The sequence below is a fragment of the Staphylococcus sp. mip270_02 genome, assembly GCF_054031535.1.
Genome location: NZ_CM132934.1, coordinates 174,522 through 192,475, shown reverse-complemented (window position 1 = coordinate 192,475; position 17,954 = coordinate 174,522). Strand labels below are relative to the sequence as shown.

The 17,954-nt window shown below is 30.4% G+C and carries 18 protein-coding genes and 1 pseudogene; 15 read left to right on the top strand and 4 right to left on the bottom strand.

Annotated elements, in window-relative coordinates:
- The first annotated feature begins 4 nt into the window (after positions 1-4).
- The 14 genes from ACW5YJ_RS00835 (at position 5) to ACW5YJ_RS00770 (ending at position 13,548) form a co-directional block, all read left to right on the top strand.
- The gene (locus ACW5YJ_RS00835) at positions 5-1,132 is read left to right on the top strand and encodes an LLM class flavin-dependent oxidoreductase (RefSeq protein ID WP_017723569.1); all 1,128 of its coding nucleotides are present in this window, start codon (positions 5-7) and stop codon (positions 1,130-1,132) included.
- A gap of 19 nt (positions 1,133-1,151) precedes the next feature.
- Positions 1,152-1,730, top strand: coding sequence for an amino acid synthesis family protein (locus ACW5YJ_RS00830; protein WP_457338329.1), 579 nt, complete (start codon positions 1,152-1,154; stop codon positions 1,728-1,730).
- Positions 1,731-2,543, top strand: a complete 813-nt coding sequence (locus ACW5YJ_RS00825; protein WP_107552285.1) for an alpha/beta fold hydrolase — start codon at positions 1,731-1,733, stop codon at positions 2,541-2,543.
- A gap of 19 nt (positions 2,544-2,562) precedes the next feature.
- Complete coding sequence (locus ACW5YJ_RS00820; RefSeq protein ID WP_457338328.1) at positions 2,563-4,023, top strand: aldehyde dehydrogenase; 1,461 nt, start codon at positions 2,563-2,565, stop codon at positions 4,021-4,023.
- A 913-nt stretch (positions 4,024-4,936) separates the two neighbouring features.
- Positions 4,937-5,608, top strand: coding sequence for a dethiobiotin synthase (bioD, locus tag ACW5YJ_RS00815; RefSeq protein WP_017723565.1), 672 nt, complete (start codon positions 4,937-4,939; stop codon positions 5,606-5,608).
- A complete protein-coding gene (bioA, locus tag ACW5YJ_RS00810) occupies positions 5,601-6,959 on the top strand; it encodes an adenosylmethionine--8-amino-7-oxononanoate transaminase (protein WP_119604194.1) in 1,359 nt (452 codons plus the stop codon). The genes bioD and bioA overlap by 8 nt, the downstream gene beginning before the upstream one ends.
- Position 6,960: 1 nt before the next feature.
- On the top strand, positions 6,961-7,950 hold the full coding sequence (gene bioB / locus ACW5YJ_RS00805; RefSeq protein WP_119604195.1) for a biotin synthase BioB: 990 nt from the start codon (positions 6,961-6,963) through the stop codon (positions 7,948-7,950).
- Positions 7,947-9,080 carry an aminotransferase class I/II-fold pyridoxal phosphate-dependent enzyme gene (locus tag ACW5YJ_RS00800; protein WP_457338327.1) on the top strand — a complete coding sequence of 378 codons (1,134 nt, stop codon included), beginning with the start codon at positions 7,947-7,949 and terminating at the stop codon, positions 9,078-9,080. Before bioB ends, ACW5YJ_RS00800 begins: the two co-directional genes overlap by 4 nt.
- The gene (locus ACW5YJ_RS00795) at positions 9,073-9,756 is read left to right on the top strand and encodes a 6-carboxyhexanoate--CoA ligase (RefSeq protein WP_107552281.1); all 684 of its coding nucleotides are present in this window, start codon (positions 9,073-9,075) and stop codon (positions 9,754-9,756) included. Before ACW5YJ_RS00800 ends, ACW5YJ_RS00795 begins: the two co-directional genes overlap by 8 nt.
- A gap of 20 nt (positions 9,757-9,776) precedes the next feature.
- On the top strand, positions 9,777-10,259 hold the full coding sequence (locus tag ACW5YJ_RS00790; protein WP_135092556.1) for a QueT transporter family protein: 483 nt from the start codon (positions 9,777-9,779) through the stop codon (positions 10,257-10,259).
- Positions 10,260-10,354: 95 nt separating this feature from the next.
- On the top strand, positions 10,355-11,470 hold the full coding sequence (locus ACW5YJ_RS00785) for an efflux RND transporter periplasmic adaptor subunit (RefSeq protein WP_135092557.1): 1,116 nt from the start codon (positions 10,355-10,357) through the stop codon (positions 11,468-11,470).
- On the top strand, positions 11,467-12,147 hold the full coding sequence (locus ACW5YJ_RS00780) for an ABC transporter ATP-binding protein (protein ID WP_017723558.1): 681 nt from the start codon (positions 11,467-11,469) through the stop codon (positions 12,145-12,147). The genes ACW5YJ_RS00785 and ACW5YJ_RS00780 overlap by 4 nt, the downstream gene beginning before the upstream one ends.
- Positions 12,144-13,319 (top strand): ABC transporter permease, encoded by a 1,176-nt coding sequence (locus ACW5YJ_RS00775; RefSeq protein ID WP_135092558.1) that lies wholly within the window; start codon positions 12,144-12,146, stop codon positions 13,317-13,319. The genes ACW5YJ_RS00780 and ACW5YJ_RS00775 overlap by 4 nt, the downstream gene beginning before the upstream one ends.
- A gap of 133 nt (positions 13,320-13,452) precedes the next feature.
- Entirely contained in the window at positions 13,453-13,548 is a 96-nt protein-coding gene (locus ACW5YJ_RS00770; RefSeq protein WP_171916518.1) for a type I toxin-antitoxin system Fst family toxin, read from the top strand.
- A 285-nt stretch (positions 13,549-13,833) separates the two neighbouring features.
- Here ACW5YJ_RS00770 and ACW5YJ_RS00765 read toward each other — a convergent pair whose 3' ends face one another.
- Together ACW5YJ_RS00765 and ACW5YJ_RS00760 are read right to left on the bottom strand one after the other, a co-directional pair.
- Complete coding sequence (locus tag ACW5YJ_RS00765) at positions 13,834-14,304, bottom strand: SDR family NAD(P)-dependent oxidoreductase (RefSeq protein WP_230454286.1); 471 nt, start codon at positions 14,302-14,304, stop codon at positions 13,834-13,836.
- A 271-nt stretch (positions 14,305-14,575) separates the two neighbouring features.
- The gene (locus ACW5YJ_RS00760; RefSeq protein WP_457338326.1) at positions 14,576-15,454 is read right to left on the bottom strand and encodes a LysR family transcriptional regulator; all 879 of its coding nucleotides are present in this window, start codon (positions 15,452-15,454) and stop codon (positions 14,576-14,578) included.
- Between the two features lie 107 nt (positions 15,455-15,561).
- On the opposite strand from ACW5YJ_RS00760, the gene ACW5YJ_RS00755 reads away from it, so the two are divergent.
- Complete coding sequence (locus ACW5YJ_RS00755; RefSeq protein WP_171915372.1) at positions 15,562-16,131, top strand: LysE family translocator; 570 nt, start codon at positions 15,562-15,564, stop codon at positions 16,129-16,131.
- 130 nt (positions 16,132-16,261) lie between these two features.
- Here the strand turns inward: ACW5YJ_RS00755 and ACW5YJ_RS00750 are convergent.
- Positions 16,262-16,507: pseudogene (locus tag ACW5YJ_RS00750) on the bottom strand (recombinase family protein); the annotation flags it as partial.
- A gap of 340 nt (positions 16,508-16,847) precedes the next feature.
- On the bottom strand, positions 16,848-17,843 hold the full coding sequence (locus ACW5YJ_RS00745; protein WP_171915374.1) for a LacI family DNA-binding transcriptional regulator: 996 nt from the start codon (positions 17,841-17,843) through the stop codon (positions 16,848-16,850).
- Between the last annotated feature and the right edge of the window lie 111 nt (positions 17,844-17,954).

The following is a 17,954-nucleotide window of genomic DNA, read 5'->3' as shown; positions in this document are numbered from 1 at the left end:
ATATATGAAATTTGGTATTTTTGCGAATTGGAATGCACAAAATAGAGAAGAAGAGTTTGATAAAGTATTAGATGAGATGAGAGAACAAGCGGTATATTGTGATCAAAATGGATATGATTCAATTTGGTACACAGAGCATCATTTTGGTCATGAAGGGAATGAAATTATACCGAATCCATTACTAATTGGAGCTGATATTGCTGCACGTACGAAAAATATAAAAATTGGCCAAGCAGCTAACATTGTGACTTTTTGGCACCCACTTAGATTAGCAGAAGACATAGCAATGTTAGATCAAATGAGCAGAGGACGAGTTGAAGTTGGAGTTGGGAGAGGTTTGTATGGAAGAGAAGCAGCCAACCTCAATATAGCTGCGGATCCATCAAATCAGCAACAAAATAGAGCCATATTTGAAGAAACTGTTACAGTATTAAAAAAAGCTTTAACAGGAAACTTTTTTGCTCATCACGGAGAATTTTATAATTTCCCTCCAAAAGGTATTAAATGGGAACATCCGATGAGTCCATCTTCAGAAGATTTTATGGATATAGATAAGGGGGAAATAAATAAAGTAGCTATAATGCCACCTGCTTATCAAAATCCGCATCCTCGGTTTTGGCAAACAATTGACTCAACAACTTCAATCAAGAAAGCAGCTAGCGAAGGAACTAACGCAATATTTTGGATGCCACCAGTAAAAGAACTAAAGAAAAGATTTCATTTATATAAAGATACGGCTTCCGAAGCCCGTGGTAAAGAAGTCGCTTTAGGAGAAGGTATTGCTATAGTTAGAGATTTATATGTTGCAGAAACAATGGAGCAAGCAAGAGAAGATGCTGCTGAAGCAGTATTGAACAATTACAGATGGGTTTGTCATTGGAGAGGGTTAGGTAATTTAATGAATCCTGACGAAGAATTAACAGAAGATCAAGAACTAGATTATGATTTTTTACATCCTAGAAATTTATTATTCGGGACTCCAGAATATGTAACAGAAAAAATTAAAGAATTACAAGATGAGTTAAATTTACAAAATCTTTTATTATGGGTAGATCATAACGGCCTATCTCATGAAAAAAAGATGAAAAGTTTAAAATTATTCACCGAAAAAGTAATGCCAAATTTTAAATAATGGAAAGGCGGAATATATAATGGTAGAAATTAGAAAAATATTTACAACAATTGAAAAAACTTTTATTGAAGGGCAGAAAGAAGTAGAAGTTCCGGTAAAAATGATAATAACTGCAGCAGTAATTAAAAACCCTTGGTATGGAGAAAGATACGTTGAAAACTTAAAACCAGAAATAGATGAACAAGCACCTATAATAGGAGAGACTTTAGTTGAAGAACTATTTAAATATATTAATTCACCAGATGAAGTAGAAGCTTTTGGGAAAGCAGCAACAGTAGGTGTTGATGGAGAAATTGAACATGCTTCAGCCTTTATTCATACATTAAAGTTTGGCAATAAATTTAGAGATTCTGTTGAAGGAAAAAGTATACTTAGCTTTACAAACAAGCGCGGAGGCCCAGGATCTAAAATTACTATACCTATGGTGCATAAAAATGATGATTCAAAACGATCTCATTTTGTTACATTTGAGACAAGTATTGATGATGCACCAAAACAAGATGAAATTGTAGTTGCTATTGGGGTTTCTACAGGGGGACGTCCACATCCTAGAACGGGAGATAGACATCAAGATATGAAAGACATGGGATTACTATAAATGAAAAACGGCATAACATCAGATAATACTTACTATGTGACTGCTGGTACAGGAGACCCTTTAATTTTAATTCATGGTGTGGGGCTTGATCATACAATGTGGAAAGAACATATAAACTATTTTTCAGCATATTATCAAGTGTTTGCTTATGATATGTTAGGTCATGGAAAATCAAGTAAGCCTGATAAAGAAAACTATGAATTACAAGATTTCACAGAACAATTATTGAATTTTATGAATGAACTTAATATTCATGAACCCCATATTTTAGGGTTTTCCATGGGGGGGATGGTAGCACAGTCATTCGGTAGTGTTTATAAAGAAAAAGTTAAATCACTTATATTCTCTAATGCGGTTGCCCATAGAAATGACAAAGAAAGGCTTTCAGTACAAAAAAGAATACAAACTGTAGAGAAATTAGGAAAAAATAGCACAATTGAACCAGCAATAGAAAGATGGTTTAATGATACATTTATCAAAAGTCATTCAAATCTAGTAAATCAAATTAAACAGCGTCTTAAAGACAACGACGAAGACAGTTATTTAAAAGCATATCGAGTTTTTGGAGAAGCTGATCGCTTATTGTGGAAAGATTTATGTGAAATTAACGCTCCTACACTTGTAATAACAGGTCAATTTGATCAAGGCTCGAACATCAGAATGGCAGAAGAAATGGTAAAGCGTATTTCTCAATCAAAATTAATAATCATCCCAGAAGCAAGACATATGTTACCTTTAGAAAAATTTCAGATTTTCAATCAAAACGTACATGGATTTTTACAGAATATTGATAACGAGGTGAAGAATAATTAGTAAATTAAAGCAGTATAATATGTATATTAATGGAAAGTGGGAAAAACCAACAAATAGCTTGTATTTTGATAGTTATAATCCTGCTTCAGGGGAAGCATGGAGCCAAATAGCAAGAGGAAATGAACAAGATGTACAAAAAGCTGTTGAAGCTGCATATAATACATTTAAAAGTTCGTCTTGGTCTGAAAAGACTTTCACTGAACGTGGACAAGTGTTAAGAAAGCTTGGAGACATATTAGCTAAAAAGGTTGATGAATTAGCTGCTTTTGAAACTCAAGATAATGGCAAAGTAATTAGAGAGATGAAGGGGCAGCTCAGCTATATGCCACAATTCTTCTATTATTATGCTGGCTTGGCTGACAAAATTAGTGGTGATACATTACCAATTGATAAAAAAGATTTATTTGTTTATACAAAAAAAGAACCAGTCGGTGTTGTAGCAGCTATAACACCTTGGAATTCCCCTTTATATTTAACTTTTCTTAAGTTAGCACCAGCGTTAGCAGCAGGAAATACTATAGTTATTAAACCATCTGAATATACTTCAGCTTCTCTTTTAGAATTTGCTAAGTTAACAGAAGAAGCAGGTGTACCTGATGGTGTTATTAATATTATTACAGGATTTGGTAACGAAGTAGGCGATGCATTAACAACGCACCCATATATCAGTAAAGTAGCATTTACTGGTGGTCCAGAAGCAGCACGTCATATTGTGAAAAATACTGCTGAAAATTTTGCCAAACCAACTTTAGAACTTGGAGGAAAATCCCCCAATATCATTTTTGATGACGCAAATTTAGATAATGCTTTAATGGGCGTTCTAGCTGGTATTTTTGGAGGTACTGGACAGAGTTGCGTGGCTGGATCAAGAGTGTTCCTACATGATGATATCTATGATGAATTTATGGAAAAATTAGTAAAAAGAACTAATTCAATCGTTGTAGGTGACCCTCAAGATGACAGAACTGAAGTTGGTCCAGTAGCTACTAAAGAGCAATTAGAAAAAATTGAAAAATATGTATCAAAGGGAATTGAAGAAGGAGCTAATCTAGTTGTGGGAGGAAAACGACCAGAATATTTAAAAGAAGGATGGTATTTTGAGCCAACAATATTTGAACATACTAGCCATTCTGATTGTTTAGTGCAAGAGGAGATTTTCGGCCCTGTTCTAAGTATTATAAGGTTTAATGATGAAGAGGAAATTATTAGATTAGCTAATGACACACGCTATGGTTTAGCCGCAGGAATTTGGACAGAAAACATTGGAAGAGCACAACGAATGATTGATTCCATTGATTCAGGCATAGTATGGGTGAATACTTATAGAAGTATTTCGCCAATGGCCCCTATTGGCGGTTCAGGTATGAGTGGTTATGGCAGGGAAGGTGGTATAGAATCTATTAATGAATATTTAAAAACAAAAACAATATGGATAAATTCCTCATCTGAACAAATGGCCGATCCTTTTGTAATGAGATAAGTTTTAATTTTTAGTTCAGTTATCGTCATTAAATATAGCAATTGAGGTTAGTTGAATTTCAATTGTAATTTTTCTTTCGTAATAAGTATTTAGATGTTAACGAAGCGCTTAGACCATTGATAAATAACAACCAATTAATTGATATATTTAAAAAATTTCAAAAATTAGGTTTTAATATCGTGGTGTATTCTAATGGAAATGTTGCTATCAAAGTAGTCATTGATACTTGTAAAAATGCTCTTTATTAAAATTTTATTGAGTGTAAATGGTAAATATTTATAAATAATAAAGTAGTAAAGTAAACTTATATTTTATAAGTATGCACAGTAGTACTAAATAACCCCTCACTAACTCAAATAGTGAGGGGATTATTTAGTTCTACCAAAATTGTTTCCATTACGAAACTATTATAAATAATTAAATTTATAATGACTTAATATTGAAAAAAGCTCTTCTAGCATATTTATATAAAGTTTGTGGCCATCATGTTTCAAATTCTATACAATTTCAAAAGTTATCTCATAAAATTATTTTTTTACATTTGCCTTTTTCAGTAACTTCAAATTCCATTTTATATTCAATTTAATGTTTTTGAAATGACGAACAAGACTTTTTGTTCCAATTGTTTTGTAATAGCGGTTAACACCTCAGAATTTAAATTTTGCTATTTATATAACTGAAATATATTAGTCGTTTCATCGACTTTTAGATGTAATGAAACAAGAATTTTTAATAAGTAATATCGTACCTATTTATAGTTTTATTACCATTGTTATTTATAGTATTAATTGAGAGTTAGTAGGGTGTAAAAAATATTGAATATACAATTTTAGTTATAATAACTTGAAAATATTATTTTTTAAATGTAAACTTTTAATTTATAAAGGTTAACATTTAGGGGGTAAGATTTTTTATGAATATATTTATTACAAGTACTAATACGAATATGGGAAAGACTTATATAACTAAAAATCTCTTTAAACTATTAAAAGAAAAAGGCTATAATGTATGCATTTTTAAACCGTTTCAAACAGAAGAAATAAATAATGGAAGATACCCTGATTTAGATGTGTTTAAAAAAGAATGCTTATTAGATTATAAAATGACATCATTATATAAATTCAGTGATCCAGTATCGCCACATTTAGCGTTTAAAATTGAAAAGAACCAAAAACTAGATAGACAAAAATTATTGCATAGAGTCAAATTTTTAGAAAATAAATTTGATATTGTCTTAATAGAAGGTGCTGGAGGTATTGGAGTACCTATTTATGAATATGATAATCATTTTTATATGACTAAAGATTTAATCAAAGAAACATCTGAACTTATAATTAGCGTTTTACCTTCAAAATTAGGTGCTATCAGCGATGCTATTGTGCATCAAAGTTATATAGATAAGGAAGATCTCCCACCTAATTTACTAATTATGAATAATTACATAAATGATTTTATTGAAAATGATAATAAAAAAACAATTGAAAAAGAAACGGAAAAGGTTGTTTATACTTTTCAAAAGGATGGTATCCACAGTGATTTTTCAGAAGAATTTATTCAATATCTAATCGGAGGAAATAATGAATAATACAAAAGAGTTAAAGATTAAAGATTCAGAATATGTTTGGCATCCATTTACTCAGATGGGCGTTTACACAAAAGATAACCCTATTATTATTGAAAAAGGGAAAGGAAGTTACTTATATGATACAAATGGAAAAAAATATTTAGATGGATATGCTTCGTTATGGGTTAATGTTCACGGACATAATAATAAAAAACTAAATAAAGCGATTAAAAAGCAATTAAACAAAATTGCGCATTCAACACTTTTAGGGTCATCTAATATCCCGTCTATAGAACTTGCAAAAAAACTTGTGAATATTACGCCTGAGAAACTTAAAAAGGTGTTTTATTCAGATACCGGTAGTGCGTCAGTGGAGATAGCTATTAAGATGGCTTATCAATATTGGAAAAACATTGATCGAAATAAATATTCTAAAAAAAATAAATTCTTAACTTTAAAAAATGGATATCATGGAGATACATTAGGTTCTGTAAGTGTTGGGGGTATAGACAGCTTCCATCAAATTTTTAAAGATTTGATATTTGAAAATATACAGATAGAAAGCCCATCTATATATAAAAGTAGATACGTAAATGAAAAGGATATGATTGATTCAATTTTAAATAGTATTGAAAATATTTTATTAGAAAGAAATGAAGAAATAGCAGGTTTTATTTTAGAACCTCTTATTCAAGGAGCTACCGGTTTGTTCGTTCATCCAGAAGGATTTTTAAAATCTGTAGAAAAGTTATGTAGAAAATATAATGTGCTTCTAATTTGTGATGAAGTAGCTGTGGGATTTGGACGAACAGGTGCAATGTTTGCTTGTAATCATGAAAATGTACAACCAGATATTATGTGTCTAGGTAAGGCAATTACAGGAGGGTATTTACCTTTAGCTGCTACTTTAACTTCTCAAAAGGTCTATGAAGCATTTTTAAGCGATAATCATAGCATTAATACATTTTTCCATGGTCATACTTATACGGGTAACCAAATAGTATGTTCTGTTGCTTTAGAAAATATTAATCTTTTTGAAAAAACAAATCTTATAGCACATATACAAAAAACTTCTGAGACATTAAAAAGTAGATTACACACTCTTAAATCTCATGAAAATATAGGTGATATTAGAGGTAGAGGGCTTATGTTTGGCGTTGAATTAGTAAAAGATAAGCATAATAAAGTAGCTTTAGATATAAATAGTGTAGAAAGAATAGTGCGAAATTGTAAAGAAAATGGATTAATGATAAGAAATTTAGAAAATGTTATTACTTTTGTTCCAATTTTAAATATGTCCAATAAAGAAATTAAAAAAATGGTTAATATTTTTGAAAAATCACTACACAATATATTAGATGGGGATGAGTAGCATGAATTTAGCTGAAAGAATTTTACAAGGAGAAACTTTAACTAAAGATATATTATTGAAAATATATGAAGATACTAATATAGATACATTAGATTTATTAAGCGAGGCTTATATATTAAGAAAACATTACTATGGAAAAAAAGTGAAACTAAATATGATCTTAAATGCTAAAAGTGGTATATGTCCAGAAAATTGTGGTTATTGTGGTCAATCTAGAGATATGAAGCAAAAGCAAAGATATGCTTTAGTTCCGGAAGAACAAATTATTAGTGGAGCAAAAGTAGCTCATGAGAATAACATAGGTACGTATTGTATTGTTATGAGTGGACGAGGCCCTAGTAATAAGGAAATCGATCACATAAGTAGAACTGTAGAAGAAATTAAATCAAACCACCCTCAATTGAAAATATGTGCGTGCCTTGGTTTAACTAATGATGAACAAGCTAAAAAACTCAAATTATCTGGCGTTGATAGATATAATCATAATATAAATACTAGTGAAAACTATCATGAAGAAGTTGTAACTACGCACACGTATAAAGATAGAACAAACACTTTAGAAATTATGAAAGAAAACAATATATCGCCCTGTTCTGGTGTGATTTGTGGAATGGGAGAGTCAAATCAAGATATTATTGACATGGCCTTTGCCTTAAAAGAAATCGATGCCGATAGTATTCCTATTAATTTTTTACATCCCATTAAAGGTACAAAATTTGGAGAAATGAATGAATTGACTCCTATGAAATGCTTGAGACTTATAGCTTTATTTAGACTAATTAACCCATCAAAAGAAATTAGAATTGCTGGTGGTAGAGAAGTTAATTTGCGTTCACTACAACCTTTGGCTTTAAAGGCAGCAAATTCAATATTTGTAGGAGACTACTTAATTACTGGAGGACAGCCTAATAAATTGGATTATAAGATGATAGAAGACTTAGGTTTTGAAATTGACTCTGGATATAATGAGCTGAAAGGAAATAAGGAATGAACTCGAAGAGTAATTTAAAAAAATTACATGAAGAAGGTTTATATAGAAAACTTAAATCTATAGAATGCGTTTGTGATAAATATATATATATAGACGGTAAAAGATATACAAATTTTACCTCTAATGATTATCTAGGTTTAGGACAATTAAAATTTAGTATTCAAGATTTTTCAGAATTCATGAAGATATATAGTCCAAATTTATCTAGTTCTAGATTAGTTAGTGGAAATTCAATAATATATGATGATTTAGAATCTACTATAAGCAACTGGCTTAATTTCAAAAATTGCTTAATTTTTAATAGTGGGTATGATGCTAATTTATCTATATTCAATATTTTTAAAGATGAAGATATATTAGTTTTTTCAGATCAAAAAAACCATGCGAGTATCATAGATGGCATTAGACTTAGTGGTTTAGATAAAAAAATTTATAATCATTTAGATTATAAAGATTTAGAAGGAAAATTAGCATATCATTCAAACAAAAATGTTCAAAAATTAATCGTATCAGATAGTGTTTTTTCGACTAATGGAAATATTGTAAATATAAAAAAATTAGTTGAATTAAAAAATAAATATAACGCAATTCTTTTGATAGATGCTTCTCATAGTTTAGGTTTAAGTATATTTGAAAACTATCATGATGTAGATGTTTTAACAGCTAGTTTATCAAAGGCATGGGGCGCGCATGGGGGGATTATTTTAAGTTCTAATGATATAAGAAAATTAATGATTAATCAGGGACGAACGTTAATTTACTCGAGTAGCTTACCTATTTATAATTTATATTTTATTAAAAAAAGTTTACAGTGTTTGTTTGATGCTGGTAAACGACGAGAAAAATTAACATATTTAAGTGACTATTTTAATAAAAGTTTTAAAGTTCTTTTTCCAAATCAAACAAATTCTGTCTCTCCAATTAAAAAAATTACTTTTGATAGATTAGATGTGGCTAAAAAGATATATAATACACTTTTCGAAAATGGTGTTTTTTTAAGTTATTTAAGATATCCAACAGTCGAAAAACCGACATTAAGAATTTCGTTATCTTATTTTCATGATGAAAAAGATATCGATAAACTTTTAGAACTAATCAATCAATATTATCAAGGTGAAAAAAATGTATAGTATTAAGATGCGAGCTAGTAATGAGCAAATTCATATAAGTGGTGCCGAAACCATATGTGAATTTGAAAATTTAGAAAAAAATATTAAAAAATATTTTAATAAAGCTTTTAATCATGAAAACGGAAGTATAGATTTTTTGAATTTAAAAATTGAAAAAATAACAAAACCTATTCAAAATCTAAAAGCTTTACCAATAATCCAGAATCAAAATACTAATATGCAAGATTTGGCTAATAATAGCGGTATTTCTGATAAAGCTTTAAAAAATGGATTTCAATATATTGAAAATGATATCGCTTATACTGGGGCTATTATTTTATCGGCAAAAACAGGAAAGCGACTAGATTCTACTAAAAATAGAGGTGTTAGAGTGACAAATTTTGCTTTTAAAAACAAAAATAAAATCAATGATATCTCTGAACGAGTAAAAGATGCGCTATCAATAGCAACCTGTATAAATTTATTTAATAATGTTAAAGGAGAATTATGTGTATCTGATGACTTAAATTATACTACAGGTTATTATGCTTCTCCCACATTAGGATATAATAGAATATTTAATATTAAAAATAAGAATACACGTGTAGGAGGTAGAATTATTTTTGTTGATGAAAAAATAGATCTAAAAAAATATATTGCATTTTTAGAGGAAGTACCTAAACAAATAATATATTAATAAAATTAGGAGTGCTTAAATTGTCATCAAAAGAAATAACGCAGATAAGTTGCATTGGAGCAATATTAAGTATATTTGCAATAATAAAAATGCCATCAATTTTACCAGGTTTAGAATTCCAACTTTCAGCACCTGTATCTCTTTTAATTTTAGCTATTTTTGGTATTAAGAAATATTTTATTGGAGGATTGTTATCTAGTTTTATATTATTAATATTAGGTATATTTAATCCTATTAATTTGATTGTGTCTTTCTGCTTTAGGTTTGTAGCAATTTTAGTTATTTGGTTTTTTAAAGTGAATGTTTTTTCTTTGATTATTGCCGCTGTATTAGGTAGTACTTTATCAAGAATTATTTTATCTCAAATTTTGAATTTACCTATTTTAGTCGTAGTTATTAACGCTACACCAGGGATAATATTCACTATAATTGTACTGATTCCGTTATATTTGAGTTTAATTAAAAATAATTTAATTAAAAACAGTAGTATAAATAAAAATTAAATGAAAAAATAGAATGACAATTATATTGGTTTTAAGGTAATCTATATATAATTGCCATTCTATATTTAAATGGATATATAAGGAGTGTTTGTTAATTGAAGAAAAAATGGATGTGGCTTATAGGAATTGTTGCAGTTATAGGATTGTTAGCCATTGCTTTAGTGTTAAAACAAGCGAATAGTGATGAAAAAGATAAAGACGGTTACGATACATATAAAGTGGAGAAAGAAAGTCCACTTAATTTAGAGGGGAAAGCATCACCTCAAGCAGTAAAAACATATAACAACAATAGCCAGTTAGGCACATTTGTAAGTCCACAAGTTGATGATGGTCAATCAGTTAAGCAAGGTGACTCACTCATTAACTATAACGTTAACAACAATAAACGCCAACAATTAGTAAATAAAGTGGACGAAGCACAGCAAGCAGTTAATGAAGATTATAGAAATATTAATCAAGCGCCAAATAACAATGATTTACAGAAGAAACTGACACAAGATCAAAGTGCATTAAGCGAAGCACAACAACAGTTGAATCAACACGATAAACAAATCAATGACAGTGTATATGCAGCATTTGATGGTAAAGTAGATATCAAAAATAAGGAAAATGTATCAGATGGGCAAACAATATTACAATTGGTTTCAAACGAACCACAAATTAAAACAACTGTTTCAGAATTTGATTTAGAAAAAATCAAAGAAGGAGACAAGGTAGACGTTAAAATCACAAGTAACGGTAAAACAGGTAAAGGGACAATTAAAAAAATCGCAGAATTACCTAAAAGCTATGAAGATCAGTTGAGCGAATCTGGTGCAGCAGGTGGTGCGAGTGCCGGAGGAAGTGGTGATGAAGAAAGTGCTACAACACAGTCATCAAACCCGGTTCAATCAGCACCAAGTGGCGGTAATGATTCAGAGTCATCTAAGTACACAGTGATTATTAGTGATATAGATATTCCAGTACGTGCAGGTTATTCTATGGAAGTAAAAGTACCACTAGACTCTATTAAATTACCTAAATCTGTATTAACTAAAGATAATAATGTTTTTGTCGTTAATAATGATAATAAAGTAGAAAAACGTAATATTAAAATTGATAAAATAAATGGAGAAATTTTTGTTAAAGAAGGGCTGAAAAAAGGTGACAAAGTCCTCAAAAATCCTAAAAACACATTAAATGATGGAGACAAAGTTGAGGTGTCATCATGATAGAACTTGTAGATATCAATCGCCACTTCAAAAATGGGGATGAAGAGAACCATATTTTGAAAGACATTAATATCAACATTAACGAAGGTGAATTCATTGCGATTATGGGCCCTTCAGGTTCTGGTAAGAGTACATTAATCAATATATTAGGGTTTATTGACCGCGGATATGAAGGAGATTACCTTTTTAATGGAGAAAATTATAAAAAAACTTCAGATAATCAGCTCTCAGATATTAGAAATAAGACCGTAGGTTTCGTATTCCAAAACTTTAAACTAATTCAAAATAATACTATTTTAGAGAATGTAAGTATTCCTTTGGTATACGCTGGCTTAGGTTCACAAGCGCGTAAAGAAAGGGTAGTCAGTACGTTACATGACGTTGGATTATACGATAAAGAGCATCTTGTGCCTAATAAATTATCAGGTGGGCAACAACAACGTGTGGCAATTGCACGTGCCATTATTAATCAGCCTAAATTTATTATTGCCGATGAACCAACGGGAGCGTTAGATTCGAAGACTTCAAAAGATATTATGGAATTATTTATGAAGTTAAATAAAGAGTTTAATACGACGATGATCATGGTCACACATGATCGTAAAGTTGCCGATAAAGCCGACCGTATTATTCATATTTTAGATGGGCGTGTTCAGCGAGAAGAGGTGGTAGAATGAAGAATTTATCGAATATTATCGCCATCTCTTTCAAGTCTATTTTAAAAAACAAGCGACGTAATATCTTTACTATGATTGGAATTATTATTGGTATTGCGGCGGTTATAACGATTATGTCATTAGGTAATGGTTTTAAAAAGACTGCGGCAGATGAATTTTCAGATTCAGGCGCTGGTAAAAACTCCGCACTTATTAGCTTTATGACAAACAGTGGAGAAAGTGCGAAAAATAACCCTTTTAGTCAGCAAGATATAGGTATTGTTAAACAAATTGATGGCGTGTCAGATGCTAAAATTAAAGAAACTGAGGATCAAGGTTATTCAGCAAAAATGACAAATCCGCAGAAAAAAGGCGACATCAGCATTCTGAAAAAAGACGAAGTAACGAGTCCTGAAGAAGGAAAAGGCTTCGATTCAGAAGATAATGAATTACGCAAAAAGGTCGTAACGGTTGATGATAAAATTGCTAAAGATGTCTTTAATAAAGATGCGATAGGTAAGACGTTGTATATTGATGGCCAAGGCTTTGAAGTTGTAGGTATCGTTAATGATATGATGAACCCAAAAGCTGTTAGCATGCCGTCTCAAACATTTAATCAATATATGGGCAATTTACAACAAGATTTTCCGTCATTGCAATTAACAATTGCCGATAATGCGAACAAAAAAGAAGTCGCTAACAAAGTTGCGGATAAATTAAATAAAAAAGGTTCGGGCATGGGTGACGGTAGCTATAGTTATAATGATACTGAAGAGATGATGAAAGGTATTAACAAAGTATTTGATGGTATTACTTACTTTGTGGCAGCAGTAGCAGGGATTTCTTTATTTATTGCAGGTATTGGCGTTATGAATGTAATGTACATCTCAGTTACTGAACGTACTGAAGAAATAGCGATTCGACGCGCATTTGGTGCGAAAAGTCGTGACATTGAGCTTCAATTCTTGGTTGAAAGTGTTGTTCTCTGTGTCCTCGGTGGTCTCATTGGATTGATTCTAGGTATTTTAATTGCTAGTCTAGTTGATGCGGTCACACCAGACTACATTAAGAGTGTTGTTAGTGTCAGTTCTGTAGTCATTGCGGTAGGTGTTTCTATGTTGATTGGTATCGTCTTCGGTTGGATTCCAGCTCGAGCAGCAGCTAAAAAAGAGTTAATTGACATTATTAAATAAATTCTAGGATTATGACAAATTAACATAATTCAACTTGGCGGAAGTGCATACGCTTAGGAGTTTACAGATGGTATAATTATAGAGTCGCCTATCTCTCAGGCGTCAAGTTGACGTAGAGAGGAGGTGTTAATCTATGCTAGAAATCCTTGTTCAGATCACGATCACAATCATCAGTGGTTGTATTATTGCGTTATTTACGCATTGGCTACGCAAGCGCGATGATAAATAGGCGACTAGCCACACCGAAAAAATCCCCTCACTATTGCGAGTAGTGAGGGGATTGGTGTATCTATGCTAGTTCCTTGTTAAATGTATTATAACATCACAGTGGATAGGAATGCAAAATCCTTAAATTAATATATTAATAGCAACTTTATCATTTAAGTGCGTGACACTAATTAGGAAATATCAGACTGTTTAAGACCTTGTGGGAACATTTCTTCAAATGCTATTTTTTATTGTATAAATTATACCAAGTATCTACAATATAATTTGGATCACCGTTTGTTCCAGATTATATCACTGCACCTATTGAAAGATGTCTGATAAATATATTTTTTTCCTCCATTTCATTGTAGAGGTTTTCAGTATAATTACGAAGACCAGCTCCTATAATTCCAGCGTTCCCAGCAAAAGGTAAAGAGAATATTGTAGATACCCCTGTTGGAAATAAGATTGATCCACTCCCTTTATTTATCATATCTGGCAACACCTCGTTAACTAACTGAATTAATGGAAACAGATAAGTTTTCAACATTTCTGAGACGCTTTGTGGCGTAGTTTCTAATATATTTGCAAATTTACCTTCTTTTGCATAAGGACTAAATTCTATTACATCAATCGAACCAAACTCATATTTAATTGTTTGAATAGATCCTTTTAATGATTCTAACTCTGTGATATCTGCTACAAAAGTCCTCGACTCGATATTTAAGTTGCTAAGTTCTTCTTGGATAGTTTTTAGTTTTTCAGCATTTTGAGATATAGCTGCTACTTTAAACCCTTCATCACCAAATTTCTTAGCTAATGATATAAGGGAAAAGGGAGAATTAGCTAAGGAAATCGCATTAAATATTAATGGAAGACATTAATATTTAATGGGGGATTTAAGCTCCTAAACTAACTTTGTAAGATGTTAATTGTATATTTTGGAGGACTCTAACATCCCGTTGAATAGCTAGCATATATTCAGTTAATATTAAATACGCTAGGCATAATTTTGCTGTATTTTTATAGTTTTTATGAACAAAAACTACTTAATTATGTTCCTTTGTTTTTAAAATAAACTCTTTAGTTTCTTGCAAAAACAAATTAATCAAAGCGTTTTCCCAATTTTTCTTTTTTGTTAAGGCAAATGAATAAAATAAAGGTAAATCACTGTAGTCTCCAATGATTTTCAAATTATTCCTCCTGATTTCATCTTTAACAGTTCTTAATGGTAAGACACTGAACCCCATATTATCTAAAAGAAAAGTCTTGATTGTGTCTATACTCCATAATTCAGTCTTTTTTGCTATTTCTAATTTATTTTCACTTGCAAATTCTTCGAACATCCTACGGTAAGTGCTATCTTTTTCATTAATAACGAAATGATTATATCGTTTGTTTTTTAATAGTCCTTCTAATGAGTCAGGAGCTTCTCTATGCGCTACAATCACTATTTCTTCGCTGCATAATACGTGTTTATTAATATATTTATTTTGGATTTCCTTGTTAACAACAAAGGCTATATCTACTTCTCCATTGGTAAGTAAAGTTTGATTATAACTGCAAGTATTATTATATAAATCGATATCAGTTTCTGGATATTTTTCTAAAAAATTTTTTATCAAATCGCTTAATCCCGTTGTGACCAAAGATTCAGGAGCTGCTATTTTTAGCTTTCTATTATTACTTTCGTTTTTAGAAAAATTCAATATTTGATCATGTGTTGAAATATAATCATTTACTAAAGGTAAAATTTGAGACAAAAATTCTGTTTGAACCAATTGCTTGTTAGAGTATATGAATAATTCATTTTGTAACTCTACTTCTAGTTGGTTTATTTGCTGTGAAATATTAGATTGCGTGTAGTTTAACAAACTTGCTGTTTTTGTGTAACTTCCTGTGTTTATGAGTGTTTTCAAAATTTTCAATTGCTTAATGTTCATCACATCACCTATTAATATTATTAATACATTAATAATAACATTAATTTTACTTATTCGTCTTATCGACTTAAAATTTTAATGAGGTGATTAATATGTCAGCATTTTTAATTTATGTTTTTGTAACATCAATCACTCCAGGACCAAGTAACTTGTTTATTTTAAATTCTGCTAAGGAATATGGACTATCTGGTGCTAAAAGGTTTATAACTGGAGTATTAGCAGGCTTTTTATTTTTAGCCATAATCTCTATAATTTGTTTGTTTACGTTTGAAGAATTAATTATGAAAATAGAAAGTTTTTTAAAGATTTTTGGTTTTTTATACTTAATATATTTAGCATATAAGACATACACTTCCACTAAAAGTAGTGTGAACAATGAAACATATTCATCATTTAAATCTGGTTTTATACTTCAAATATTAAATATGAAATCTTTACTATTTTTTATAACTTTGCTAGGAGCTTTTATAATACCAATTGCGGATATGAAAATAGCGACATATATATATATGACTATAACAGTTATTATAGGTTGGGCCTGTTTAATTATTTGGGGTGTCTTAGGATATTATCTAAAAGAATTTCTTAATAAATACAATTATATATTTAAAATAGTTATGTCGTTGTTACTTTTATATTCAGCTTTAAGTATATTCATATAATGTCATTAATTTTATAGATGAATATATTGGTAGCTCTACAAATTCAAATTTCTTGAATGACTATAAATAATAAGAGTGTCTAGAATTATTCTAAACACTCTTATTATTTAATAGTACGATAAACAGTGAATCAACTCCCTCCAGTTTTTTTAGCAAGTTCTTCACCTGTAAGTTTTTGTTCATTATATAAAATTTTAATTTCTCTTTTCTTATGATCTGGCAGTGAAGGTCTTCCACCTTTTCGACCTCTTGCTCTTGCAGCTTCCAAATCTTTTTTAGTTCGTTCACTTAACAAGTTAGCTTCGAGTTCCGAAAAAGCACTCATCATGGTGAAGAACATCTTGCCCATCGCATCTTTGGTTGATACACGTGCATCACCAATTTTAGCTGTTTGAATACCACCTCTTTTTATCGTTTTATGGGTAAAAAACTTATGAACGAAATCTAATTCTCGATGCAAATAAAAGCGTCTCTTATCGCTTAAAACTCATGAGTTTTGATATTTATGATGCATAGATTATAGTACAAGTTTATAGACTTAAATATCTAAGAAAAACCTCTTGATTTTATATTAAGAGGTTTTGTGTCAAAAACGAGCATTTTAAAATTGGAGATGAATTATTATATTTTAGTCCCTAACTTAAATATTTTATCATTTATATTATGATATATGTCAGTAGATTTCCTAGAGATTAATTTAGGACTGCTTTTAACTTTTATAAAGAGTTCCTCCAGTGAATTTCAGATTTAATAATAGTTGGAATATCAATTTTGTTAGCGGGTGTACCCTTTAAAATTTGATCAAGAGATTTTGCTACGGTTTCCCCAATTAATTTAGATGGTTGATTGATACTCGTAATGCCTGGCGTAATAATTTCCGTCACATTAAAGTCATCAAATCCTGTTATGCCTATATCTTCAGGTATATTTAACTTATTATCATTCATTAATTTAATCATATCTAGAAGGACAGTACCATTAAGTGCAAATATTGCAGTTTTCCCTGTTTGAGCTATTTCTGTAACTTGTTGAATGTCTGTATAATGAGCCTCATCAATCTCAATTAATTTAACATTCAAATTGTTTGAATTCCCAATATCAACAATCGTGTCGTAACGTTTTTCTCTTGTATTCACACGATGTATAGGTTGAGAAACGACTATGATATTTTGGTAATGCTTTTCAACGATTGAGTGCATAACCTTTGTTACAATGGCTTCGTTATCTGTTGTAATTGATAACCAAGGGCTGTCTTCAATTTCTCGGTCTACTAAGATCATAGGTATTTGATTGTTTGCGATAAATTGATAGTTTGACGAGTTATCATTTGAAGGTTGAATGATAATACCTTCGACATTTTGATCGACAAGTTTCTGTAATATTTTTTGTTCTTTAATTTCTGAATTAGCTGCTTCAACAATGATTAGCTGGTAATTCGTATGTTCGAAATATTGACTAATACCTTTTAGCAGTAATGAAGAATACATATTTGATATATCAGCTACAACAACGCCAATTAAATTGCTTCTTCGTGTTGTTAAAAATTGAGCTTGTCTACTTGGTCTATAGTTTAATTCTTCGATAGCATTTTTAATCTTCTTACGTGTATCGACAGACATTTTTTTGTGATTGCCATTAATGTACTGCGACACAGTTGATTTCGATACGCCAACATATTTTGCAACATCAGAAATTGTTGTTTTTTTCTCCATTTTGCGTTCAATCCTTCCCATGGAATATCTTTTAGTCATATCAAAGTTTAACATTGTTATTTATAAAAACCTAAATGTAAGCGTTGACATTTAATGTAAACCGGTTTACTA